This is a genomic window from Paenibacillus sp. IITD108, assembly GCF_036541265.1.
Lineage (GTDB): Bacteria > Bacillota > Bacilli > Paenibacillales > Paenibacillaceae > Pristimantibacillus.
The window spans coordinates 14,957-37,341 of the sequence record NZ_JAZHCT010000050.1 but is presented as its reverse complement, the minus strand read 5'-3'; the positions used below and the strand labels follow the sequence as shown (position 1 = coordinate 37,341).

Genomic DNA, 22,385 nt, shown 5'->3' with positions numbered 1-22,385 from the left:
GTTTTTTCTGCAATTTATGGATCAATAACGGAACGTCTGTCATTTAGCCGCCCCGAAACTGCGATTTTAGGAATAATAACGGATCCTCTGACCAGCTAGGAAAGCTGTCGCATCTTTATAAATACACCCTTAAAATTTATAAGCTTAAAAAGTAGAATCCATAGTAGATTTCACAGCATGATATAAGGTTTAATTTGGCAAACGTTTTTATTAATTCTATTATATTAAGAGCTTCTTCATATTCTCCGATTATCATCTGCCGAAAAGTAAGATACCTAATAACTTCACACTTGTCAATTATTGATAGCTGGTTATATTTGTTGATCTCTGAGATATTTCTTTAATTCGCTTATATACGTCCTTATGATCGTCCATATCCAGTTTTGATGCAGCTTGGATTAATATGCTTTCTTGTCTTGCGGCATCAGCTATTTGCAACTTACTTACCAATATTTCGTATTACTATTATTAAGCTGGGAGGGGTTGAGGATCAATGAATTTTGCTATTAATGGAATATTAATTACTTGTCCCATTTGCCATAATGACAGCTTTACTAAAGATTATCGACAGCTTAATTCCCGTGGAGCTACTTTTTTCGGCTTTGACTGGGCTAACAAAAATGCATCTATTTTAGTTTGTCATCGCTGCACGCATATATCTTGGTTTTACGAGGAACCCGTCCCTGTAAAAAATTAATGTCAATGTCGCATTTCAGGAATAAGATTGTCATAAAGAGGTGTTAAAGAGGAATTTCCTCCGACACCTCTTTTTGTTTTCCTATTGATTCACAACGCAAGCATCCGAAACCTGTATTTGCACATAAACACTACACGTGCTATTCTCACACAAGATTTTCAAAGGCTGATAACCATTTTTGCTTATGTACATACAAATTAACAAATTTGCCTATCCTATTTAATTGACAAATATTACAGCTTGGAATATCATATGAATAAATACTCATATGTTGTTTTGAAGGGTGAGAACAATGAACCAATATCGTATTCAAGGCTTATCCTGTGCCGGTTGCGCAAGCAGGCTTGAAGAAGAAATTAAACAGCTTCAACATGGAGACAGTGCAACGCTCAGCTATAATTCCGGTAAATTAACCGTCGATCCCGAAGTATCTATGGAAGATATTAAGCGTATTTTAAAAAAAGACGGCGCTTCAATTGCCCGCTCCTATCCAGCTAACTCAAGGCAGGCAGCTGCTCATTCCAGCCAGCATCATACACACAGCCACTCCGGTAGTGACGGGCATGAGCACAGTCATGAAGATGGGCACACTCATGAGGATGGACATAGCCATGATCATGGCAATCAACGTTTTATGCTAATGAAGGTAATTGGCGGAGCAATATTATATGCAGCAGCATTGCTGCTTGACGGAGCCGTTAGCCCGTATATTGTAATTGGAACTTTTATTGCTGCTATCGTGTTAAGCGGTTATACCACTTTTATTCGCGGACTTATTCAATTAACTAAGCTCAAATTCAATATTGATACGCTTATGACGATCGCCCTTATCGGCGCTGCCAGCATTGGGGAATGGAAGGAAGCAGCGCTTGTCGCCATCCTATTCGGCCTTAACGAGCTGCTCGAAGGCTACGGCATGGAGAAAGCAAGAAGATCGATGGAAGCTTTGCTCGATACAGCTCCTAGTCAAGCTACAAAGCTGATCGACGGAAACGAATATATTGTTGCTATTTCTGAGCTGCAGGCCGGCGACACCGTTATTATTAAACCCGGCGAAAAAATACCTTCCGACGGCACTGTCCTTTCAGGGTTCAGCTCAATAAATGAAGCAGCAATAAGCGGAGAATCGATGCCTGTCGATAAGCAAGCCGACAGTCATGTATTTGGCGGAACGATCAATGAGGATGGACAGTTAATTGTCCAAATTGATAAAGCTTATGAGGACTCCTCTCTAGCAAAAATCTTACATCTAGTTCAAGAAGCGCAAGAAACAAAGACGCCTACTGAGCTGTTTATCAATCGCTTTGCCAAGTATTATACGCCTTTCATACTTGTCGTCGCGGTGCTGGTTACAGTTCTGCCTCCACTGTTTTTCGGCGGCAGCTGGATGGATTGGCTGTATCAAGGGCTGTCTGTTCTTATCGTAGGTTGTCCTTGTGCGCTAATTTTATCTTCTCCTATCGCAATTGTCTCTGGTATTACACGGGCAGCACGCGCTGGCATTCTTATAAAAGGCGGCGTCCATCTGGAGCAGCTTGGCCGGATTGATACGATTGCATTTGATAAAACAGGTACGCTTACAAAGGGTGAACCGCACGTTGTCGAACAAGAAAGCTTCGACGAACGCTTCCTAATGATCGCCGGCGCAATGGAGAAATCCTCATCACATCCGCTTGCAAAAGCTATTATGAAGCATGTCGATGAACAGCATATAGAGCTTCCTGCTATGGAAGAACTAAAGGCTGTAGCCGGCAAAGGGCTGACAGGTTCCCTTAATGGGACGCCATATTGGCTCGGCAGCGAAAGCAATATTACACATTTGGAGCTGCCAGATTCCGTGCAAACGCAAATAGATAAATGGAAAGCTAATGGACTTACTATTGTGCTCGTTGCAAGTGAAACCGCTGTGCTGGGCATGTTCGGCATCGCCGATGAGATTAGAGAAGAAAGCCATTCTATTATTGCACAGCTCCGCAAGCTTGGCATTGCCAACACTGTTATGCTGACCGGCGACCATGAAGCATCGGCAAGCAAAGTAGCCACAGAAATAGGCCTGACGAAATGGTTCAGCGGCCTGCTGCCTGAGGATAAAGTAACTAAAGTGAAAACACTTGCCGGCCAGGGCAAGGTTGCTATGATCGGTGACGGGATCAACGATGCTCCCGCACTTGCTACCGCACAACTGGGCATCGCAATGGGCAAAGGCACAGACAGCGCTATAGAAACGGCTGATATTGTGCTTATGCAGGATCATTTGGTCAAGCTGCCTGAAGCAATCTCCGTAGCCAAGCGTGTCAATCGCATCATCTCATTTAATATTTCCGTATCGCTTGGGCTGAAATTAATAGCGTTGCTGCTCACGATTCCAGGCTGGCTTACGCTTTGGATAGCGATACTTTCGGATATGGGAGCGACTATATTTGTAACGCTGGTCAGCTTGACGATTTTGATCAGTCGTAAAAAGCGTTTGCGAACAAGCTGAACTTACTATAGCTACAAAAAAGAAGAACCTGCTGACACGCAAGTTCTTCTTTTTAATTTATATACCATAAAACCTTTTCGTATTTGCCAGCAATTCTGCAGCTGCCTGCTCAGCCGGCAAGCCTTTTAATTCAGCGATACAAACTGCTGCATCCAGTGCCATAGCCGGAACAGTTTCCAGTCCTTCATAGCGGCCCTCGAATGGCCATGGTCCATCCGTCTCAACCATTATAAGCTCCAATGGATACTGGCGTACCAGCTCTTTGATCTCCTCCTCGTACTGCACATCGGGCGTTACAGATATATAATAGCCTGCCTGGGCCATTCTTCTTACAACAGCCCGATCTCCTTTGAACCAATGAAAATGCGCCTTCGTCACCCGATGCTTCTCAAGCAGCTCGCAGGCTTTGGCTGCATCCTCATACACGGCATGCAGCACGATTGGCCGATTCCATTTGGCAGCAAGCTCCACGAACCGTTCTAACAGATCAACATAAGGCTGTTCATCAAACAGCTCGCCCGCTTCAGCCTTCTCTGTTCTCAGATAATAGGGAAGCCCTACCTCGCCAATGGCAAACTGTTCGCCAGCTGCATAGCGCTGCTGCAGCCAATCAAACAGCTTATCCGCCTCCAGCTTGCCGGGAACAGGCTGCTCCGGATGATAGCCATACGCTGGAATAATATACGGCGTATGGCGGCTGGCCAGTTCTCTCGTCGCCTTGCATGACGCCAAATGCATCGATACTGCGACAACTGCTTCAACGCCGCTTTGCTTCGCATCAGCAAGCAGACTCTTTTGACGCCTTTCCTCATACATATCCAAATGAATATGAGCATCTATGCAAGCCAGCTTCGTCATCCGCTCTCCACCCCTTTATGCAGCAAGCCGTAAATATGACGCTTCAGCTCATTGAATGCCGGCTCTGCCCATAGCTCATTGCTGCGAGGGCGTGAAAACGGAACCGCCAGCTCTTGCAAAACAACGGCCGGAGCAGCAGATAATACAATAATGCGGTCGGACAGCAGCAGCGCCTCGTCAATGCTGTGCGTCACAAGCAGCACCGATCTGCGATTGGCCTCCCATATTGATAGCAGCCACTGCTGCATCTCCATTCTCGTTAGTGCATCAAGCGCGCCGAAAGGCTCATCCAGCAGCATCAGCGGCTTAGGGGACAGCAGTGCACGCAAAAAGGATACCCGCTGCTGCATCCCGCCTGAAAGCACCTGCGGATAAGCATCTGCATACTCGCCGAGACCGATCCGCTGCAGCCATTGCTGTGACTGCTGTCTTGCTTCAGCAGCAGGCATGCCTGAAATCGTTAGCGACAGCTCGATATTGCGCCGAACCGTTTGCCAAGGCAGCAGCGCTGATTGCTGCGGCATGTAGGCAACATGGCCTCGCTGGCCCGTTACCGTTGCGCCGGCAATACTGATCTCTCCCTCATCGGGCAGCTCCAGTCCTCCGATAAGCTGAAACAAAGTCGTCTTGCCGCTGCCAGAGGGACCGATAATCGATACAAACTCTCCTTCCGATACGCGCAGAGACAATCGATTAAGTATGAGCTTGCCGGCTTCGCCGCGCCTGCGGCCGCCAAATGATTTGCTTAATTGCGATACTTCAAGCATTACTGCAAGCCCCCTTCCTTCTGCGTCCGCCAGCGCACGATGAATCGTTCTGCCAATGATACGAGGCCAAATAACAGCAGGCTGATCGCAACTATAATAATAACGGCTGCAAATACCCGTTCAGGCTTGTAGCTGCGCGAGGATAATATAAGAAAACCGCCGAGACCGTTTTTGGGTGATATCCACTCCGCTACAACAGCGCTCAGCATGCTGTATGTAGCCGCGATTTTGAGACCCGAAAATAAATGATTAATCGAATAAGGCAGCTCCAAGCGCCAAAACAGCTGCCATTTGCTGCTGCCGATCATGCGCATATAATTGAGCAGCACCTGGTCCGTTCCGGAAAGTCCGCTTAGCATGGCAATGGCCACCGGAAAGAAGCAAACCATCGTAACAAGCAGCACCTTCGGCAGCAATCCATATCCGAGCAGCAGCGTCAACAGCGGAGCAATGACGACAAGCGGCACATTTTGAGACAATATGAGGAGCGGGTACAGGGCCGAGCGCAGCAGCGGGACTAGATGCAGCAGCATCGATAATAGAAAGCCGCCCGCTGCACCGAAGCCAAAGCCCATCAGCGTAAGGCGAAGCGTAGAGCCGGTATGTTCCGCCAGCCGCGGCCCTATCTTTATCGATTCCTGCACGACCGCCCATGGCGAGGGCACGATCCAGCTGTAGAACAACCCCAGCGATACGCTAGCTTGCCATACGCTCAGCAAGCCTAGCATCACAACGGCCGGCGGCCATATTTTTCGCCATATTCCTCGTCTTCCTCCATGATTACTGGCCATCTGGATATTTCTCCAGCAATCGATCCACCAGCAGAATGCGTATTAATGCGTTAGCCATGCTGCTCATCCTCTCATCAATATTACTTGCCGCTTGGCAAAAATTGATTCGTAAACGCCTTCTCTGCATCCAATTCGCCATCAAGCAGCTTGTTTTCATGCATCCAGTCAGCGTAATTTTGCCATACGCTCAGCTTCTGCTCTCCCCAGCGCGGCGCATCATCCTTGTAATAAGGACTCAACCATTTTTGGCTTGCGCGTACAAGCTCTTCATTCAAATCCGGCACTGCCTTTATCAATACGTCCGCTGCTTCTTCCGGCTTTTCGATTGCAAACTGATAGCCCTTCGCAACAGCAGCAACGAAGGATTCAACTACCTTCGGCTCCTCTGCAATCATTTTTTCATTCGTAACAATAACAGGCGTATAATAGTCCAGTTTCTCACTGTAATCTGTCAAATAAACCATATTCAGCTCTTCCCCGCGCAATTCCGCCTCGACACCTGTCCAGCCGTAGAAAATCCATGCAAAATCAATATCCCGCTTGACAGCTGTAAAGAAATCGCCATCTCCAATACTCAGCAGCTCTACTTTTTCAATATCAGCATCCTGAGTACGCATAATCGAGTCTATAACCGCTTCCTCTACCGGTGCTCCCCAACCGCCATAACGCATTCCTTCGAACTTTTTGGGAGAATCGATTCCTTTCTCCTTCGGCGATGCAAAGCCTGACGTATTATGCTGGATAACCGCCGCGACCGACACAATAGGCAGCCCCTCTACACGCGCCATCGTTACTGTTTCCTGATAACTTACGCCAAATGGCACTGTACCGGCAGCTACTGCCGGATTCGCACCATCGTCGCCAGGCATTATAATTTCAACATCAAGACCTTGCTCCGCAAAATATCCTTTGTCACGAGCGACATAAATTCCCGTATGATTCGTATTTGGCGACCAATCGAGCAAAAGCTGCACCTTTTTCAGCTGCTTCCCGCTGCTCTCTCCTGTCTGGTTATTCTCTTTTTTGCCGCCGCAGCCTGAAATAATAAGCAAAGCTGCCAGCATAGCTGCCGTAATCCCCTTTGTCCATCTTCCAGCATATTTTCTCATTTGACTTGCCCCTTTCTCTATTTCCTGCCTATCCTTTCTCTGCCTGCTTCAAATGCACCAAGCACCTTTGGAGCAGCAGCTTACTCGCCGGCAAACCGTCTCCTTCGCACAAAAAAAAGCGCTTCTCCCGATCCGGAGAAACGCTGTCTGCACGAATAATTGTCACGCTGACGCCAACTGCATATGAGAAGGACGCCAATATGGACAGTATGCAAGACGATTCCTACGCCGGCATTATCCGGATCAGGTATATGGGTCGGAATGTAAAGCATCCCCTCTCAGCCGGTCCAACCAGCTCCCCAGTACATACTTATAAGCCATGCCAAGAGCGCCTAATTAAAGACTCTTAACATTTGAAGCATACTTATCATAGCAAATAATTTCTTTTTTGTCATGCGCACACTTCAAGAAGCTCGTCATACTTTATATCATACGTGTATTTTCATACACGCTATTGGCATGGGAGGGATTAGAAACGCATGATTACCATCAGCTTATGCATGATTGTCAAAAACGAGGAGGAAAGCCTTGGGCGCTGCCTCGCCTCCGTCAAAGAAGCCATGGATGAAATTATTATCGCAGATACCGGCTCAACCGACCGCACCAAAGAAATTGCCGAATCCTTCGGCGCTAAAGTATATGACTTTCCTTGGATAGACGATTTTGGGGCAGCTCGCAATTTCAGCTTCAGCAAAGCAACCCAAAAGTTTATTATGTGGCTGGATGCAGATGATGTGCTGGGGGATGAGGACCTGCAAGGACTGCTTGCGCTGAAGCAGCAAAAGCCGTTTGACTACGACAGCGTCACGATGAATTATGTGCTTACGGTCGATCAAAAAGGCAATCCTGTATACAGTCTGCGCAGAAATCGCCTTGTACGCAGAAGCTGCGGCTTTCAGTGGCATGGGCCTGTCCATGAATATTTAGCCGTGTCCGGCAGTGTATATAACAGTGACATAGCTGTGCGGCACCGCAAGGAGCGTACACATACCGACCGCAACCTGCAAATTTATTTGAAGCGTAAAGAAAAAGGAGAAAATTTCTCGCCGCGAGACCAATACTATTTTGCCAATGAGCTGCGTGACAATGGACGATATGCCGAAGCAATCGATATGTATGAGCAGTTTTTGAATACGAGGCTCGGCTGGGTTGAGGATGAAATCGGCGCATGCATGAAGCAAGCATTTTGCTACGGTCAGTTGATGCAGCGGGAAAAACAAATGCAAGCTTTATTCAGAACATTAGTCTATGACCTGCCACGGGCAGAATTTTGCTGTCAGCTCGGCAATGTTTTTATGGAAAGCGGACGCTGGCAGCAAGCGATACACTGGTTCCGCCAAGCTACGCTGCTGGAGGTTCCTGCTCATCTGCTTAGCCCGATCGATCATGCCTCCTGGACGTGGCTGCCGCATCTTCAGCTCACCGTATGCTACGACAGAATAGGCGACCGCGAGCGCGCTTTAGCGCATCATGAAGAGACAAAAAAGCTGAATCCCGAGCATCCAAGTGTAAAGTTTAATGAGAACTACTTTAATAACCTTGCGCAATAGCAGGCAACAAAAAACGGGCAATGCCTTCCTCGCGGGCATCTGCTCGTTTTTTGCATGTATATATGTCGAACATTTCCAGCTTATTTTCCATAATATGATATGGAATAAGAACGTGCGTTCTGTATATAATATTATAGAACACATGTTCTTAAAAGTGAGAGGGGAAGTGTTTGATCATGGCAGCGAACCGGATTATTATGCTTGCAGACTGCCAATCCTTCTATGCTTCTGTTGAAAAAGCCGAGCGGCCGGAGCAAAAGCATTTGCCGCTTGTTGTAGCCGGCGATCCCGAACGGCGCTCAGGCATCATTTTGGCCGCTTGCCCCGTAGCAAAAAAATACGGCGTTACGACAGCTGAACGGCTTGGCGATTCACTCGCCAAATGCCCGGAGCTGATCGTTGCTAAGCCCCGCATGCAGCTCTACATTGATGTCTCGCTTATGATTACAACTATCTATCAATCGTTTACTGACATTGTGGAGCCCTATTCTATCGATGAACAATTTCTTGACGTAACCTCCACCCTCCATCTTTATGGGACAGCAGAGCAGCTCGCCCAGACGATTCAAGCGCGCGTGCTTGCCGAAACTGGCATTTACACTCGCTTTGGCATTGCCTCCAACAAAATTTTAGCCAAAATGGCCTGCGACAATTTCGCCAAGAAGAACAGCAGTGGCATTTATACAATGGGCAGCCGGCAAATGAAGGAGGAGCTATGGAAGCTGCCGATTGCTCGCATGTTCATGGTTGGCAGCCGCATGAATCGCCATCTGAACATGATGGGGCTCGAAACGATCGGCGATCTCGCTTCTACCCCGCTGGAGCAGCTGAAGCAAATGATGCGCCGCAAATTCGGGCGCGATTCCGATATTAATGCGGAGCTGTACTGGCGCATCGCCAACGGCATTGACGACAGCCCTGTAACAACGACGCTCGCCCAAACAGTGCCCAAATCAATCGGGCATATGATGACGCTGCCGCAAGACTACAGCAGCGCAAGCGAAATCAAAATCGTGCTGCTTGAGCTGACGGAGCTTGTTGCCCAGCGCTGCCGCAGCAAAGGCTATGTGGGCTACGTGGTTTCGGTCAGCTGCATGGGCGCAGATTACGAGCGTCCGCGCGGCTTTCATCGCCAGATGAAAATGCTCGACCCGACCAACATTACTAACCGCATCTATGATACCGCCGTCAAGCTGCTAATGAAGCATTGGAACGGCTTGCCCGTACGTAAAGTAGGGGTCAGCCTTTCCGGGCTATGTGCCGACGACGAATACCAGCTGTCTTTATTTGATTTAAACCGGGAAAAAATGATGGCGCTGGAAAAGGCTACGGATGCAATTAAATCCAAGTATGGCGATTCCAGCATTTTTCGAGCTGTATCCATAACACAGCCAGGCCAAGCATTACTTCGATCCAAATTGATAGGAGGTCATTTTAAATGAATACAAAGCATAGCAAAAAGCTGGAAGGCAACGGGATGTGGGAGTCAAGCCGGATGATGCTGCCTGAGCATAAGGCCGCCTTGGCCCAGCATGTTGAAACCGCTAGACGGCGATCGCGAATCGAGCTTGACGAGCAGGAATGTCAGCTCATTTCATGCATGATGAGTACTTCGCTAAAGCTTCGCAAGCAAATTTCCATTACTCTGTTTCATCCATTCGAGCAGCTTCAGGTCATCGGCATCGTTGACTATATCGATCATTCACAAAACAGATTTATGGTTGACGGGGAATGGTTTCCAATAGCAGACATCGAAAGTGCGCAGCTTCATTCGCCTTCGTAGATTCCGAGGTGTATAATATAATTACATCTAATTACGGAACTGTACAAAGGGGCGCTGAAAATGTGCGGCAGGTATACGATTACTGTAACCTTAGAGGAGCTGATCATCAGATACGAGCTGGGAGAAACGAACATTCCATTCCATCAGCCGCGATATAATGTTGCTCCTTCCCAGCAAATTCCCGCTATTATTCATGACGGGCAGAGCAATCGGCTTGGCCTGCTTAAGTGGGGGCTCATTCCTTCATGGGCTGATGATGACAAGCGTGGAAGCAGCATGATTAATGCCCGCTCCGAAACGGTTGCCGCAAAACCGGCGTTTCGCGATTCCTTCCAGCGCAAGCGCTGCATTATACCTGCCGACGGCTTCTACGAATGGGTGTTGACATCCGGCGGCAAGCAGCCCATGCGCATTGTGATGAAGAACCGCTCGCTATTCAGTATGGCCGCCATATATGATACTTGGATTGCACCGGATAAAAGCAAAGTCAGCAGCTGTTCGATCCTTACGACAACTGCCAATAGTGTCGTAGCTCCGATTCATGATAGAATGCCAGTCCTGCTGAACAAGCAGGATGAACAGCTTTGGCTTGATCGATCCTTACAAAGCAGCGAGCTGCTGCTTCCGCTCTTAAAGCCCTATCCTGCCGAAGAGATGGAGGCGTATCCCGTATCGCCCAAAGTTGGAAATGCCCGCGCCGAATCACCTTCTTTCATAGACAGGCATGCAATTGAAGGCCAGCTTGAGCTCTGGTAGCTTAGAATAATAAAAGCGTTCAAAACTTGTACATGGTTATATTTCAAAAGGCCCGCCAATCATTCGGCGAGCCTTTCATTTTCATATTTACATTTACCTATTAGCTAACGGAACATTCCCCATAGCTTCAACAAATGAAACGTATTTTTCGGATCGATTTTTTGCGCCAGCACAAAAGTAATAATTTGCTCCTCCTGCGTGTCTGAAAGCTTCTCTGATACGATAGCCGCTCCAGCCTTTACGAGCCTTTTCACTCTCGTTCTATCCTGCAGATCATATTTGGTTACACCATTGAGCAGCAGGCGCATCCGCTCCTTTACAGCCGGATTTTTCATTTTGCGCTTAATTCTTTCCACAAGCTGCTGGCTAATACCATATTTCTGATAACTCATAAGCTTGACACCTCCATACAGCTAAGTCCATGACCCCATCCATTCACTATATGCTGTATAGAGGCATTTCTTTCCTAATCAAGCTGCTCTCCTTGAAATCTCTCATCCTGGCTCAAGATTGCATGCAAGCGCGAGAAGCGTTCCTCTTGCCAGAAGTCCTCTCGTTCCGTAAGCCTTGCCGCATCATCGCGCGCCTGCTCCAGCACCTCATAATCACTCACCATATCGGCAAGGCGGAACTCTGGCAGACCGCTTTGCTTGGTGCCAAAAAATTCTCCCGGGCCACGCAGCTCCAGATCTCTGCGTGCCACCTCAAAGCCGTCATTCGTCTCAGTCATCACCTTCATGCGCTCACGGCCAGTTTCTGATTTAGGATCGGCAATCAATATACAATGCGACTGATGCTCTCCCCGGCCCACTCTGCCGCGCAGCTGGTGCAGCTGCGACAAGCCAAAGCGCTCTGCATCCATAATGACCATCACTGTCGCATTAGGAACATCCACCCCTACCTCGACAACTGTTGTAGCGACAAGAACCTGAGACTCATTTGCGCCGAAGGCGCCCATCGTTTCATCCTTTTCTACTGCTGACATGCGGCCATGCAGCAAGCCAATTTGCAAATCAGGCAGCGCCTGCTGCAGTTGAATATGCAAATCGATCGCATTTTGCACCTCGAGTTTTTCGGATTCCTCTATAAGCGGACAAATAACATAAGACTGCCTGCCTGCCGATGCCGCCTTGCGAATAAATCCAATGACCCGGTCGAAAGCGTCATGCTTGACCCAATAAGTTTTGATCGGCTTGCGCCCCTGCGGCCTTTCCCGAATCGTTGACACATCCATATCGCCAAAGGCGGTAATGGCAAGTGTTCTTGGGATCGGCGTCGCGGTCATCGTCAGCACATCCGGATTGGGCCCCTTACGACGCAGTATGCTGCGCTGATTAACGCCAAAGCGATGCTGCTCATCGGTAACAACAAGCGCCAGGCTATGGAAATGTACGTCCTCCTGAATAAGCGCATGGGTGCCGACTGCAATATGAATCATGCCCATTTGCAGGCCTGCAAGCACATCACGCCTTTTCCGCTCGGTCAGGCTGCCGGTCAAAAGTCCAAGCTCAATTCCTGTGCCGGCGAATAGCTTTTGCAAAGACTTCATATGCTGCTCGGCAAGTATTTCGGTTGGCACCATAAGCGCTCCTTGATGTCCTGCTGTATATGCGCCATACAGAGCGATTGCAGCTACTACGGTTTTGCCGGAGCCTACATCGCCTTGCAGCAGCCGATTCATTGCGCTGCTGCGTCTCATATCCTTCAACAGCTCATTAACGACCTGCTTCTGGGCGGCTGTAAGCTCGAACGGCAGCGTAGCCGCAAAATCGCGTATCGTTTGGCTGTCGATCGGCATAGCGATCCCATCATTGCGTTTTACGTGCAAAGAACGGTAAGCTTGCAGCTTCAACTGAAATAAAAACAATTCCTCATACACCATCCGGCGGCGGGCTTCCAGCCCGTCTCCAACATCACCAGGCATATGAATCCGTCTAATCGCCTCACGTCTTGCCATCAGATGATGCTGCTCCACCAGCTCATGAGGCAGCACCTCATCAATAAGTGTCTCAAATTGCAGCAGCGCCTGCGCGATAGTTTTGCGCATCCACGCTTGTGTAATGCTGCCGCCAATCGAGTATACAGGCTGCAGCGTATCTGTTTTGCTCGTTTTTGCAGACCGATCAGGGCTGAGCTTCTCAAAGCCAGCCAATGCTGTCGCTGAAGCGCCACCAGTAAATTCTGATTCCGATACAGTCATTTGCAGGCGCTGCTGCTCCCATTTGCCCGTCAGCATCAGTTCACGGCCGGGAAACAGCTGATCCTTCAGGAAATGGCGATTAAACCATACTGCAGTAATCAGCATCCCGCCGCACTCCACCTTGCAAGACAGTCTCGACTTATTGCGGCCATACCGCTGCAGCATCGGCATGCCGCGCACAATGCCCAGCACAGTCGCCTTGTCGCCATCCTTGACCTCCGCCAGCTCCTTCACGCGATAATCCTCGTAACGAAAAGGAAAATAGAGCAGCAAATCTTCAATTGTATGTATGCCAAAGGCGTGAAGCTCTTGTTCTTTAAGAGCCGTCACGCCTTTAACTTGTCTTACTGAAACCTCATGAATGAATGCCATATTGCTTTCACACCTTATACATAAATACAGCAGAGGTGCCTGGACCCGTATGCGTTCCAATAACGGAACCTACCGTCGTATAGCCAACCTGCTTCACGTTTAATTCGCTTTTAATGCGTTCGCCAAGCTCCATCGCGACCGTCGTATCATCTGTCCATGCCAGCGTCAAGCCGACAGGCTCATCGCCAAAATCTTTTTTAAGCAGTTCCACAATCCGGCCCATCGCTTTTTTCGAGCCGCGCACCTTGTCTACCGGAAACACGCCGCCTTCCTTGTCCAAGGTAAGAATAGGCTTAATATTAAGAATGGAGCCAATCAGGGCTGACGCCTTGCCGATTCTGCCGCCCTTCTGCAAATATTCAAGCGTGTCCACAAGAAAGTACAAATTAAAGCCTTCCTGAAGCCTTTGAAGCTCCTTTACAATTTCATCCTTGGAGCGGCCTGCCTGCGCCATCTCGGCAGCTTTGACAACTAAATAGCCAATACCGAAAGAAGCGGACTTGGAATCCACAATTGTAATATCCGCTTCCCCTTCAATCATCGACTGCGCAATCGTAGCGGATTGATAGGTGCCGCTAAGCACCGCTGCCAAATGGATTGAAATAATAGACGTATCCGGCTCCTCAGCCAACAGCTTCTCGTATACTTCTGTAAACTCTACCGGCGATGGCTGAGACGTTGTTGGCAGAATAGGCGATTGTACCAGCTTTTTATAAAATTGCTCGGTGCCAATCGTAATTGCATCCAAATAAGTTTCTTCGCCGAAATGTACTTTTAGCGGAATCATAGCAATTCCAAGCCGCTCCCGCTCCTCCTGCGGAATATCAGCGGTGCTATCCGTAACGATACGAACCTTTCCCATAGGCTAACTCTCCTATCTCATTCATAGTCGCTGCATTATTCTAGTCCAAATACATACGGGTACAGCGGCTGACCTCCTGCATGAACCTCTAATTCAAGGTCGCTGTAATTCTCCTCCAGCCAAGCAGAAAGCTGCTTCGTAATCGCGTCATCTGCGCCTTCACCATATAGAACAGTAAGCAGATCGCCGCCATCTGCGAGCATTTTTTGCAGAAGAGCCTGGCAGGAAGCGAGAAGGCTTGCGTCTGAAACTACGATTTCCTTCTCCTTGATGCCGATAAAATCGCCTTCCTTAATGACAATTCCTTCGATAACTGTATCGCGTACTGCTGAAGTTACTTGACCGGACTGTACATGCGAAGCAGCGCTGATCATCCATTCCTTGTTGCGTTCTGCGCTTTCATCTTCTTTGAAGGCCAGTACGGCAGACAAGCCTTGTATCACGGTTCTTGTAGGAATAACCGTTACATTGCGCTCGCTTAATTCAGCAGCCTGTTCCGCTGCCAAAATAATATTCCCATTGTTGGGAAGAAGGAAAATATGCTCCGCTGAAAGTGATTCTATCGCATTCAAAAAATCCTCTGTGCTTGGATTCATCGTCTGCCCGCCTGACAGCACAATATCAACATCGCTTGCGTGGAACATCTCGGAAATGCCTTCACCCATCGCTACAGCAACCATTCCGAATGGAGCGCGCTCATAGATTTGTCCTAATGACACTCCTTCAGGTGCTTGACCTGCAAGCAGCTCAGCCGCGGAAAAATCGACATGGACGGTAGCCGCCGGGCTTTCCTCAAGCAAATCCCGATGCTGCTCGCGCATGTTCAATATATGAATATCAATAAGTTCTCCATAAGGCAAAGAAAGATTAAGCACATCGCCCGGCTTGCGCGAATGGACATGCACTTTGATGATTTCGTCATCTACGATAACAAGTATAGAGTCGCCATCCTTTTCAAGCGCCCTCTTGTAAGCGGATTCATCAAAAAACACTGCAGAATTTTTTGCCAGCTTGCGATTTATAAAAAATTCCATATCGTATAAAAATTCAATATCGTCTGTCACTAGCTTCGCTTGTGCCGAAGTTGGCACTGCAACAGGTCTGACAGCCGCTGCTGGTACAGCTACCTCTTCAGGCAGAGCAGCTTCAGAGGTCATAAATAACGAATCAGAATAACCGCCAGACTCATTCTCCAGCAGACTGCGCAAAAAGCCCTCATAAATAAAGGTCAGCCCTTGACCTCCTGAATCCACTACGCCAACCTGTTTAAGTACAGGAAGTAAATCCGGTGTTTTCTGAAGTGCTTCATTTGCTCTTTCGTATACTTCACGCATAAGTGCAATAACATCATTGCTGCGGCGCGCATAGGCAACAGCATGCTTGGCTGCTTCCTTCGCAACGGTAAGTATCGTACCTTCAACCGGCTTGACTACCGCCTTGTAGGCCATATCTACCCCATGCTGCAACGCTGCCGCAATTTGAGTTGTTCCTGCTTCCTCATACGCCGCGAGCGAGCGCGAGAACCCTCTAAACAGCTGCGATAATATGACGCCGGAATTGCCGCGTGCGCCCATTAGCAGTCCTTTCGACAACGCTTCTGCCGCTTTACCCAAATGTTCTGACGGCTTGCCTTTCAGCTCTCGAACACCAGAGTCCATAGTTAAGTTCATATTTGTGCCAGTATCGCCGTCCGGCACAGGAAATACATTCAACGCATTGACGTATTCTGCATTCCTTTGTAAATATTGTGCGCCGGACAACGCCATGGCGGCAAAATCCGTTCCGTTAATAGAGCGCTTACCCAATGAAAAATTCCCCTTCCGCTACCTGGATACCATTACATCTTGTACGAATATATGGATTTGATCTACTTGCAAACCTGCTACATCATTCAGCACATATCTTACTTTGGATTGTATGTTGTGCGCTACTTCAGAGATCTTTGTTCCATAGCTGACAATGATATAGAGATCAATATGCAGCTCTTCATTCTCTTTTCTTACAACAACCCCGCGAGACCAATTGTCCCTGCCCAACAGCTCAGCAAGACCATCCTTCAATTGTTTTCGCGAAGCCATGCCTACCAGTCCATAGCATTCCATAGCTGCGGAACCTGCAATAACTGCAACGCATTCTTCCGACACATAAATAGCGCCTAGCTCGGATTTAAGCTGCAAAGTCATCCTAACACGCTCCCTTACCCTCTCAAGTATGGACTAATTACCATTGTACTATAAACTACCACGTTATTGAAGTCTGTAACACAAAACGTTGTAACAAAGCAGATACTGGTTGAAGAACCACGCAATTTATGGTACGATATCCAAGTGTGTTTTAACAGGCGTCGGTATTCTGCTTTTTTACAGATACGATTACGCTATCGCATTGCTGGTTAAATCAATTTCATAACTCATTGCAATGATTAGATGTAGATCCTTAGTTTCATCGATCTATATTTTCTTGATTACAGCAGTTAGCCCTATTATGAAATTGATTCAATTAAGCGCAATATGGAACCCGTTTTTTCATTGCAACATTTTAAGGAGGTGTAGTCATGTCCCGCAGATGTTATCTTACAGGCAAATCGCCTGGAACAGGCAACAACGTTACTCACGCAAACAACAAGTCCCGCCGTACTTGGGGCGTAAACGTGCAAAAGGTTCGCATCCTAGTTGACGGCAAACCAAAACGTGTTTACGTTAGCACACGCGCTCTGAAATCCGGTAAAGTACAACGCGTATAGTAATGGCTCAGCCATAGACAAAAGCACCTGATCACAGGTGCTTTTTTTATTAACCGGCATGCTCTCCCCCAGCTGCTTCAAGTGCTCAACAATGGCCAGTCTGCGTATTCAACAAGGTAAGCGGCTCGCCATCACCGGGAAAGCTGCCGGCGAAATATAAGATCAATATTAGCAGGTAGCAAGTCAGATTCAAACACTTAGGCTTTTTTGTAAAAAAAATATAAGTAAGTATAGGCTTCCCTATACTTAGCTTATATTTACTGCGAATGTCCCGGATCATTATCCTATAGCAAAATGCCACGGCTGCTGCAATATGAATCAAGCTCATAATAAAGCTAGCACTTAGCAATTAAAGACCGTAGGTGAGTAATAGGACAGCATATTTAATTTTTTTGGAAGGTATTTAAAATTGCTTTTACAAACCCGCCTAAAAATTTAGGCAATCTGATCGTATAAAATTTCATGCCTCATCCCTCCTCAGACACGCTCTTCGAATTAGGCCGTCACAAAACCTACGCTTATGTATTCATACTATGCAAGGCTGCTCCGTACTATTCCTATGCGTATGCGGATATTCGAGGATTAAGACACATTTGTAAATAATTCAGGGTGTTCTTTAGCATATATGTACATGGCATATATAATCGTTGACAAGAAAAAGAAAAAGATAGCCAGTACGAAAAACGTAATGCGAAGACCCAATCGCTCAAAATTTTTGAAAAAGCGAATGCCTATATAAAGCGCTAACAAAGAAAAAATATAGCGGTGAAACTCTGTAATATTAGAAAATAGCGCAAGCGACAATCCCGCTAACAGCGAATACGCGCACACAATTAAAGCGGTCATAAATCGGGAGCGTTCCATAACTCTCCTCCTAACGAAGTGATGATATAGCTTGCTCTAAGCTTGGAGCACCAAACACTGCGCTGCCTGCTACAAGCACGTTAGCGCCAGCCTCGCGAACTAGTGCGGCTGTTTCTGCATTAATGCCGCCGTCAACCTGAACATCGATATGTCCGATACCTTTTTCATTGATCATTTTTGTTAGCTGGCGAAGCTTGTCGAGTGCATGCATAATAAAAGATTGCCCGCCGAATCCAGGGTTTACCGTCATAATGAGAACCAAGTCCAAATCATGAATGATCGATTCCAATGCAGATACCGGAGTAGCAGGATTGATAGCCACCCCAACCGGCAGCCCTTTGCTCTTCATATATTGGACGGTGCGGTGCAGGTGAACGCAAGCCTCTGCATGAATCGTAATACGGTCAGCACCGGCAGCAATATACTGGTCGATCGACAGCTCCGGCTTTTCTATCATAAGATGCACATCGAATGGAAGCTTAGTCACAGCTCGCACTGCTGCTATTACGGGCGCACCGAACGTAAGGTTTGGAACAAAATGACCGTCCATTACATCGATATGTATCCAGTCTGCACCTGCTTTCTCGACTGCTTTAATGTCATCTCCAAGCTGTGCAAAGTTAGCAGATAGGATGGATGGTGCAATAATTGATGCCATTTTCAGTACCTCCGTTTTTTCTCTTTCATTTCTTCTAGAAACAGCTTGTAATGCTCATGCCTGCTCGGTGCCAGCCTGCCCTCTTCGAGCGCTTCCAGCACAGCGCAGCCGGGTTCATGAATATGCGTACAGCCTCTAAATTTGCAATTCGGCGACAATTCGCGCATCTCCACAAAGCATGAGCTTAAATCGTCTACGCCAAGCTCGACAAAATCCAGCTGGCTAAAGCCAGGCGTGTCTGCCACCAAGCCTCCGCCTATATCAATAAGCTCCACATGTCTGGTCGTATGCTTGCCGCGGCCAAGGCGATTGCTGATCGCATTTGTTTCCAGCTGCAAGCCAGGCACGATCGTATTAAGCAAGGAAGATTTCCCTACCCCTGATTGGCCGGCAAATACAGCGAGATGGCCCCTAAGCCTCTCTCTAAGCTCCCCAATGCCGTTGTTGTGCTTGGCGCTCGTGCTGTAAACCTCGTAACCGATTGCTCCGTATATTTCGTTAACGGCGGCTGACATCGCTTTGGCTTCCTCAGATTCATCCCCGTCCTGCTCAAGATCCTTTTTACTGAGGCAAAGCACAGCAGGGATGTCCGCATGCTCAATATGCACAAGAAATTTATCCAGCAGCTGCAAATTTAATGACGGCTCCGTAACGGAGAACACCAGTATCGCCAAATCAATATTAGCAACAGGCGGCCTGACCAATTCGGAGGAACGAGGGAACAGTTCCGTAACCGTTCCCTCGCCATTATCTGTCATGCTAAAACGAACCCGGTCGCCGACGAGCGGAGTAAGGCCTTTCTTCTTGAAAACTCCCCTGGCCCGGCATTGGATTTCTGACGGAAACCGCAAAGCATCATCGGCACGCACATAGTAAAAGCCGCTAAGCGCCTTGATAATCGTCCCTACTTGTTCCAATTGTTCAGATTTATCCTTCTTGTTCGTTTCCATGCTCATCATTTAGCTGCTCGCTTTCCTGATCTTTATTGTGCCCGTTGCCATTAAGCGGGCCGTCCACCGGCTCAGCCGGCTCTTCCTCGGGCACATGCTCTTCCTCTTCACCCGGTATCGTCACGGTTCCGCTGTTAGAGCCTTGAGCCAGCTCTTCATAATATATTTGTTTAATATCGATCAGCTGTTTATCTCGCGTAATAGAAATTCTAGCAATTGTGTCCGGAGCCAAAACTACCGTAACCGGAATCGTTTCAGTAGTTGTAATGACACGGGAAACTGTTTCGACATTTTCTCCTCTGGCATCAGAATAAGCAATTTTAACCTCGCTTGACTGACCTACTTTAGCTGGAGAAATAACTACATTGAACTGATACGTTTTCGAATCTGCCGGAATCCCCGTGGATACACGAATAGTAATCGTCGAACCTTTAGCTACCATATCACCAGGCTGGTGGTTGTCCTGGCTTATAATTTTGTCCTTCTCAACCAAATAGCTTGCTTCGTATATAATATCTTCTTCTTTTAGCACCAGCTCTAGTGATTTGAGCAAATTACGTGCCGTTTTCAAATTCATATCAACCAGCTCGGGCATTTCCACTTGCTCGCGGCCTTTGCTTACTGTAAATGTAACTATAGCTTCGGTAGGATCAAACATTTCTTTTTCAGGCAAGGACTGCTCTAAAATTGTATTTGGAGCTTCCTCGCTGAATGATTCCTTAATTATAATCTGGTCTTTTTCGCGCATTCCGATACCTGTCAGCTCATCAATGACAGCTTGGATCGGCTGACCGACATAGTTTTTCATCTCTTTCATTTCAGGGCCGTCGCTGACGTGCAGCTGAATATAGGAGCCTTCCTTCGCTTTCGTGTTCTTTTTGGACTGGTCTATGACGACGTCCTTCGGCACGTCCTTGCTGAATTCCCTAATGAGCGGATACTCGACTCTCAGCTTCGCTTCCTCTAGCAAAGCTTTCGCTTCCTCGATCGGTTTATCAATTACATATGGCACCAAGACATCATCTACGCTGAATCGGTCCAGAATCCATATAAAACCGGCTACGATCAAGGCAAGAATAAACAGGGTCACCCCAACGACAGCAAGCGGCTTCTTCCACTTTTTAGACGGTCGTCCGGCTTGCTCGGCAGCAGGCATCGCTGCTGTATTTTCTAAAAGCGGATGATCGTCTTGTCTGGCTGTATTCTGCTTTGCATTCACACTAGGCTGTTTGCCTGTGCCCATTGCAGAGGCCGCAGCCGTAGACGGATTTTCACCGCGGATGGCAGGCATAATAATTGTCTCGTCCAAATCATTAAAAGTATGGAAGGTGAGCTTAGGCTCATGAAGCCGTTCCGGAAGCAAGCAGGTTTCCAGATCAGACATCATTTCCTCGGCAGAGGCATAGCGTTCGCTCGGATTTTTGCGCATCGCCTTCAAAATAACATTTTCGACGCTTTGCGGGATATGCGGATTAATTGCCTTAGGCTCCGCAAAGTTTTCTTGCAAATGCTTAAGCGCCACGCTGATCGGGCTTTCGCCGAGAAATGGCAGCTGTGCAGTCAGCATTTGATAGAGCACAATTCCCAAAGAATATAAATCTGATTTTTCCCCCGTATTGATGCCTTTGGCATGCTCAGGTGAAAAATAATGCACAGAACCTACGACAGAGCCGGTATGCGTAATCGTCGAGGACGTAACAGCTCTCGCAATGCCGAAATCCGTTACCTTCACTCGTCCGTTATTTCCTATCAATATATTATGAGGCTTAATATCACGATGAATAATATGATTGTGATGCGCATGGTCAAGCGCGTCACAAATTTGTGCGGCTATGCCTACAGCCTCCTTCACTTGCAGCGGAGCAAATTCTTTAATAATCTCATTTAAATTTCGGCCTTCAATATATTCCATTACGATATAATGCGTCTCGCCTTCCTGCCCGACATCATAAATGCTGACGACGTTGGGATGCGACAAAGCTGCCGCTGACTGTGCCTCCCGGCGAAACCTCTGTATAAACTCTTCATCATGGACAAATTGCTGACGCAGCACCTTAACCGCAACCTTGCGATTAAGCAAAATATCATGAGCCTTGTAGACAAGCGCCATGCCTCCGCCGCCTATACGCGACAATATTTCATATCGCCCGCCTAATTCATGTCCAATCATTGCAGTCGCTCCTCTCGCTCCCTGTCTGCAGACGGCTGGATCAGGACGACTGTTACATTGTCGTCTCCACCGCCATTCAGTGCCAGTTGTATGAGATGGTCGGCTTTTTCCTCAAGCTCCAGCTCTTCATTCATGATTGCGCCTACGATCTCATTCTCACTGACCATATTTGTCAATCCATCGCTGCAGAGCAGCAGCGTATCGCAAGATGACCACTTTACTGCCTGTACGTCGATTTCTACATGCGCATCCGTTCCTATTGCTCGAGTCAATACGTTGCGGCGCGGGTGATTGACTGCCTCATCCTCACTAAGCTGACCTGATTTCACCAGCTCATTGACCAGAGTATGATCCACTGTCAGCTGCTCCATAGCGCCTTCGCTAACTTTGTAGGCTCTGCTGTCGCCTACGTGGCCAATAATAATATTTGCTTCCTGCAAAAGCGCCGCTACAATTGTCGTTCCCATATGCCGATAGCGCTCCTCGCGCGAGCTCAACTCATAAACGGTGCTGTTAGCTTCTGTAATAGCTTGGCGCATAAGCATTTTGCCCTCCGGCAAGGAGAAGCCGTCGCCCGGAAGATTAGACTTCATAGCGAAGCAAAATGCTTCCACTGCCATACGGCTGGCAACGTCTCCCGCTTGATGCCCGCCCATTCCGTCTGCTACAACTGCAAGCGCCGTTCCTGTGCTAAGCTTCCCCGTCCAAGACTGATCCTCGTTGACTTGACGGACGCATCCAATATTACTGCGGTTAGCCATTAACAATCGTTC

General features: G+C 47.8%; 22 protein-coding genes and 1 riboswitch. Of the genes, 6 read left to right on the top strand and 16 right to left on the bottom strand.

Annotated elements, in window-relative coordinates; translation table 11 throughout:
- Positions 1-989: 989 nt before the first annotated feature.
- The gene (locus V1L65_RS26740) at positions 990-3,179 is read left to right on the top strand and encodes a heavy metal translocating P-type ATPase (RefSeq protein WP_331702361.1); all 2,190 of its coding nucleotides are present in this window, start codon (positions 990-992) and stop codon (positions 3,177-3,179) included.
- A gap of 57 nt (positions 3,180-3,236) precedes the next feature.
- Here V1L65_RS26740 and V1L65_RS26735 read toward each other — a convergent pair whose 3' ends face one another.
- From V1L65_RS26735 to V1L65_RS26715, 5 genes are all read right to left on the bottom strand, one after another.
- On the bottom strand, positions 3,237-4,037 hold the full coding sequence (locus V1L65_RS26735) for a TatD family hydrolase (RefSeq protein ID WP_331702360.1): 801 nt from the start codon (positions 4,035-4,037) through the stop codon (positions 3,237-3,239).
- Complete coding sequence (locus tag V1L65_RS26730; protein ID WP_331702359.1) at positions 4,034-4,804, bottom strand: ABC transporter ATP-binding protein; 771 nt, start codon at positions 4,802-4,804, stop codon at positions 4,034-4,036. The genes V1L65_RS26735 and V1L65_RS26730 overlap by 4 nt, the downstream gene beginning before the upstream one ends.
- Positions 4,804-5,595, bottom strand: coding sequence for an ABC transporter permease (locus V1L65_RS26725; RefSeq protein ID WP_331702358.1), 792 nt, complete (start codon positions 5,593-5,595; stop codon positions 4,804-4,806). Before V1L65_RS26725 ends, V1L65_RS26730 begins: the two co-directional genes overlap by 1 nt.
- An 80-nt stretch (positions 5,596-5,675) precedes the next feature.
- The gene (locus tag V1L65_RS26720) at positions 5,676-6,704 is read right to left on the bottom strand and encodes an ABC transporter substrate-binding protein (RefSeq protein ID WP_331702357.1); all 1,029 of its coding nucleotides are present in this window, start codon (positions 6,702-6,704) and stop codon (positions 5,676-5,678) included.
- A 28-nt stretch (positions 6,705-6,732) separates the two neighbouring features.
- Positions 6,733-6,903 carry a hypothetical protein gene (locus V1L65_RS26715; protein ID WP_331702356.1) on the bottom strand — a complete coding sequence of 57 codons (171 nt, stop codon included), beginning with the start codon at positions 6,901-6,903 and terminating at the stop codon, positions 6,733-6,735.
- Between the two features lie 2 nt (positions 6,904-6,905).
- Positions 6,906-7,016, bottom strand: a riboswitch (TPP riboswitch).
- Positions 7,017-7,183: 167 nt separating this feature from the next.
- Here V1L65_RS26715 and V1L65_RS26710 point away from each other — a divergent pair.
- The 4 genes from V1L65_RS26710 to V1L65_RS26695 all read left to right on the top strand — a co-directional run bounded on the left by V1L65_RS26710 (position 7,184) and on the right by V1L65_RS26695 (position 10,793).
- Positions 7,184-8,254 (top strand): glycosyltransferase, encoded by a 1,071-nt coding sequence (locus tag V1L65_RS26710; protein ID WP_331702355.1) that lies wholly within the window; start codon positions 7,184-7,186, stop codon positions 8,252-8,254.
- A 176-nt stretch (positions 8,255-8,430) separates the two neighbouring features.
- Positions 8,431-9,696: a DNA polymerase IV gene (locus tag V1L65_RS26705; RefSeq protein ID WP_331702354.1), complete on the top strand. Its 1,266-nt coding sequence runs from the start codon at positions 8,431-8,433 to the stop codon at positions 9,694-9,696.
- Entirely contained in the window at positions 9,693-10,037 is a 345-nt protein-coding gene (locus tag V1L65_RS26700) for a YolD-like family protein (protein WP_331702353.1), read from the top strand. Before V1L65_RS26705 ends, V1L65_RS26700 begins: the two co-directional genes overlap by 4 nt.
- Positions 10,038-10,097: 60 nt before the next feature.
- The gene (locus V1L65_RS26695; protein ID WP_331702352.1) at positions 10,098-10,793 is read left to right on the top strand and encodes an SOS response-associated peptidase; all 696 of its coding nucleotides are present in this window, start codon (positions 10,098-10,100) and stop codon (positions 10,791-10,793) included.
- A gap of 104 nt (positions 10,794-10,897) precedes the next feature.
- On the opposite strand, the gene V1L65_RS26690 is transcribed toward V1L65_RS26695, so the two are convergent.
- The 5 genes from V1L65_RS26690 to V1L65_RS26670 form a co-directional block, all read right to left on the bottom strand.
- On the bottom strand, positions 10,898-11,185 hold the full coding sequence (locus V1L65_RS26690; RefSeq protein ID WP_331702351.1) for a stage VI sporulation protein F: 288 nt from the start codon (positions 11,183-11,185) through the stop codon (positions 10,898-10,900).
- A 74-nt stretch (positions 11,186-11,259) separates the two neighbouring features.
- Complete coding sequence (gene recG / locus V1L65_RS26685; RefSeq protein ID WP_331702350.1) at positions 11,260-13,365, bottom strand: ATP-dependent DNA helicase RecG; 2,106 nt, start codon at positions 13,363-13,365, stop codon at positions 11,260-11,262.
- A gap of 7 nt (positions 13,366-13,372) precedes the next feature.
- The gene (locus tag V1L65_RS26680) at positions 13,373-14,227 is read right to left on the bottom strand and encodes a DegV family protein (RefSeq protein WP_331702349.1); all 855 of its coding nucleotides are present in this window, start codon (positions 14,225-14,227) and stop codon (positions 13,373-13,375) included.
- Positions 14,228-14,262: 35 nt separating this feature from the next.
- The gene (locus V1L65_RS26675; RefSeq protein ID WP_331702348.1) at positions 14,263-16,032 is read right to left on the bottom strand and encodes a DAK2 domain-containing protein; all 1,770 of its coding nucleotides are present in this window, start codon (positions 16,030-16,032) and stop codon (positions 14,263-14,265) included.
- Between the two features lie 18 nt (positions 16,033-16,050).
- Entirely contained in the window at positions 16,051-16,410 is a 360-nt protein-coding gene (locus tag V1L65_RS26670; RefSeq protein ID WP_331702347.1) for an Asp23/Gls24 family envelope stress response protein, read from the bottom strand.
- Between the two features lie 371 nt (positions 16,411-16,781).
- Between V1L65_RS26670 and rpmB the strand changes: the two genes are divergently transcribed.
- Positions 16,782-16,970, top strand: coding sequence for a 50S ribosomal protein L28 (rpmB, locus tag V1L65_RS26665; RefSeq protein WP_331702346.1), 189 nt, complete (start codon positions 16,782-16,784; stop codon positions 16,968-16,970).
- A gap of 383 nt (positions 16,971-17,353) precedes the next feature.
- Here rpmB and spoVM read toward each other — a convergent pair whose 3' ends face one another.
- The 6 genes from spoVM to V1L65_RS26635 all read right to left on the bottom strand — a co-directional run bounded on the left by spoVM (position 17,354) and on the right by V1L65_RS26635 (position 22,373).
- The gene (spoVM, locus tag V1L65_RS26660; protein WP_331702365.1) at positions 17,354-17,434 is read right to left on the bottom strand and encodes a stage V sporulation protein SpoVM; all 81 of its coding nucleotides are present in this window, start codon (positions 17,432-17,434) and stop codon (positions 17,354-17,356) included.
- Between the two features lie 118 nt (positions 17,435-17,552).
- Complete coding sequence (locus V1L65_RS26655; protein WP_331702345.1) at positions 17,553-17,834, bottom strand: hypothetical protein; 282 nt, start codon at positions 17,832-17,834, stop codon at positions 17,553-17,555.
- Positions 17,835-17,844: 10 nt separating this feature from the next.
- A complete protein-coding gene (gene rpe / locus V1L65_RS26650) occupies positions 17,845-18,492 on the bottom strand; it encodes a ribulose-phosphate 3-epimerase (protein ID WP_331702344.1) in 648 nt (215 codons plus the stop codon).
- 2 nt (positions 18,493-18,494) lie between these two features.
- Entirely contained in the window at positions 18,495-19,442 is a 948-nt protein-coding gene (gene rsgA, locus V1L65_RS26645) for a ribosome small subunit-dependent GTPase A (RefSeq protein ID WP_331702343.1), read from the bottom strand.
- A complete protein-coding gene (pknB, locus tag V1L65_RS26640; RefSeq protein WP_331702342.1) occupies positions 19,420-21,612 on the bottom strand; it encodes a Stk1 family PASTA domain-containing Ser/Thr kinase in 2,193 nt (730 codons plus the stop codon). Before pknB ends, rsgA begins: the two co-directional genes overlap by 23 nt.
- Positions 21,609-22,373, bottom strand: coding sequence for a Stp1/IreP family PP2C-type Ser/Thr phosphatase (locus V1L65_RS26635; RefSeq protein WP_331702341.1), 765 nt, complete (start codon positions 22,371-22,373; stop codon positions 21,609-21,611). Before V1L65_RS26635 ends, pknB begins: the two co-directional genes overlap by 4 nt.
- Positions 22,374-22,385: the final 12 nt, after the last annotated feature.

Excerpts from the sequence above, each read along its gene's own strand:
- rpmB (WP_331702346.1), top strand. The coding sequence starts at position 16,782 with ATGTCCCGCAGATGTTATCTTACAGGCAAATCGCCTGGAACAGGCAAC.
- V1L65_RS26700 (WP_331702353.1), top strand. The coding sequence starts at position 9,693 with ATGAATACAAAGCATAGCAAAAAGCTGGAAGGCAACGGGATGTGGGAG.
- rsgA (WP_331702343.1), bottom strand. The coding sequence starts at position 19,442 with ATGGAAACGAACAAGAAGGATAAATCTGAACAATTGGAACAAGTAGGG.
- pknB (WP_331702342.1), bottom strand. The coding sequence starts at position 21,612 with ATGATTGGACATGAATTAGGCGGGCGATATGAAATATTGTCGCGTATA.
- V1L65_RS26740 (WP_331702361.1), top strand. The coding sequence starts at position 990 with ATGAACCAATATCGTATTCAAGGCTTATCCTGTGCCGGTTGCGCAAGC.
- V1L65_RS26695 (WP_331702352.1), top strand. The coding sequence starts at position 10,098 with ATGTGCGGCAGGTATACGATTACTGTAACCTTAGAGGAGCTGATCATC.
- V1L65_RS26635 (WP_331702341.1), bottom strand. The coding sequence starts at position 22,373 with ATGGCTAACCGCAGTAATATTGGATGCGTCCGTCAAGTCAACGAGGAT.
- V1L65_RS26680 (WP_331702349.1), bottom strand. The coding sequence starts at position 14,227 with ATGGGAAAGGTTCGTATCGTTACGGATAGCACCGCTGATATTCCGCAG.
- recG (WP_331702350.1), bottom strand. The coding sequence starts at position 13,365 with ATGGCATTCATTCATGAGGTTTCAGTAAGACAAGTTAAAGGCGTGACG.
- spoVM (WP_331702365.1), bottom strand. The coding sequence starts at position 17,434 with ATGAAATTTTATACGATCAGATTGCCTAAATTTTTAGGCGGGTTTGTA.
- V1L65_RS26710 (WP_331702355.1), top strand. The coding sequence starts at position 7,184 with ATGATTACCATCAGCTTATGCATGATTGTCAAAAACGAGGAGGAAAGC.
- V1L65_RS26705 (WP_331702354.1), top strand. The coding sequence starts at position 8,431 with ATGGCAGCGAACCGGATTATTATGCTTGCAGACTGCCAATCCTTCTAT.
- V1L65_RS26720 (WP_331702357.1), bottom strand. The coding sequence starts at position 6,704 with ATGAGAAAATATGCTGGAAGATGGACAAAGGGGATTACGGCAGCTATG.
- rpe (WP_331702344.1), bottom strand. The coding sequence starts at position 18,492 with ATGGCATCAATTATTGCACCATCCATCCTATCTGCTAACTTTGCACAG.
- V1L65_RS26730 (WP_331702359.1), bottom strand. The coding sequence starts at position 4,804 with ATGCTTGAAGTATCGCAATTAAGCAAATCATTTGGCGGCCGCAGGCGC.
- V1L65_RS26725 (WP_331702358.1), bottom strand. The coding sequence starts at position 5,595 with ATGGCCAGTAATCATGGAGGAAGACGAGGAATATGGCGAAAAATATGG.
- V1L65_RS26690 (WP_331702351.1), bottom strand. The coding sequence starts at position 11,185 with ATGAGTTATCAGAAATATGGTATTAGCCAGCAGCTTGTGGAAAGAATT.
- V1L65_RS26655 (WP_331702345.1), bottom strand. The coding sequence starts at position 17,834 with ATGGAACGCTCCCGATTTATGACCGCTTTAATTGTGTGCGCGTATTCG.
- V1L65_RS26670 (WP_331702347.1), bottom strand. The coding sequence starts at position 16,410 with ATGACTTTGCAGCTTAAATCCGAGCTAGGCGCTATTTATGTGTCGGAA.
- V1L65_RS26735 (WP_331702360.1), bottom strand. The coding sequence starts at position 4,037 with ATGACGAAGCTGGCTTGCATAGATGCTCATATTCATTTGGATATGTAT.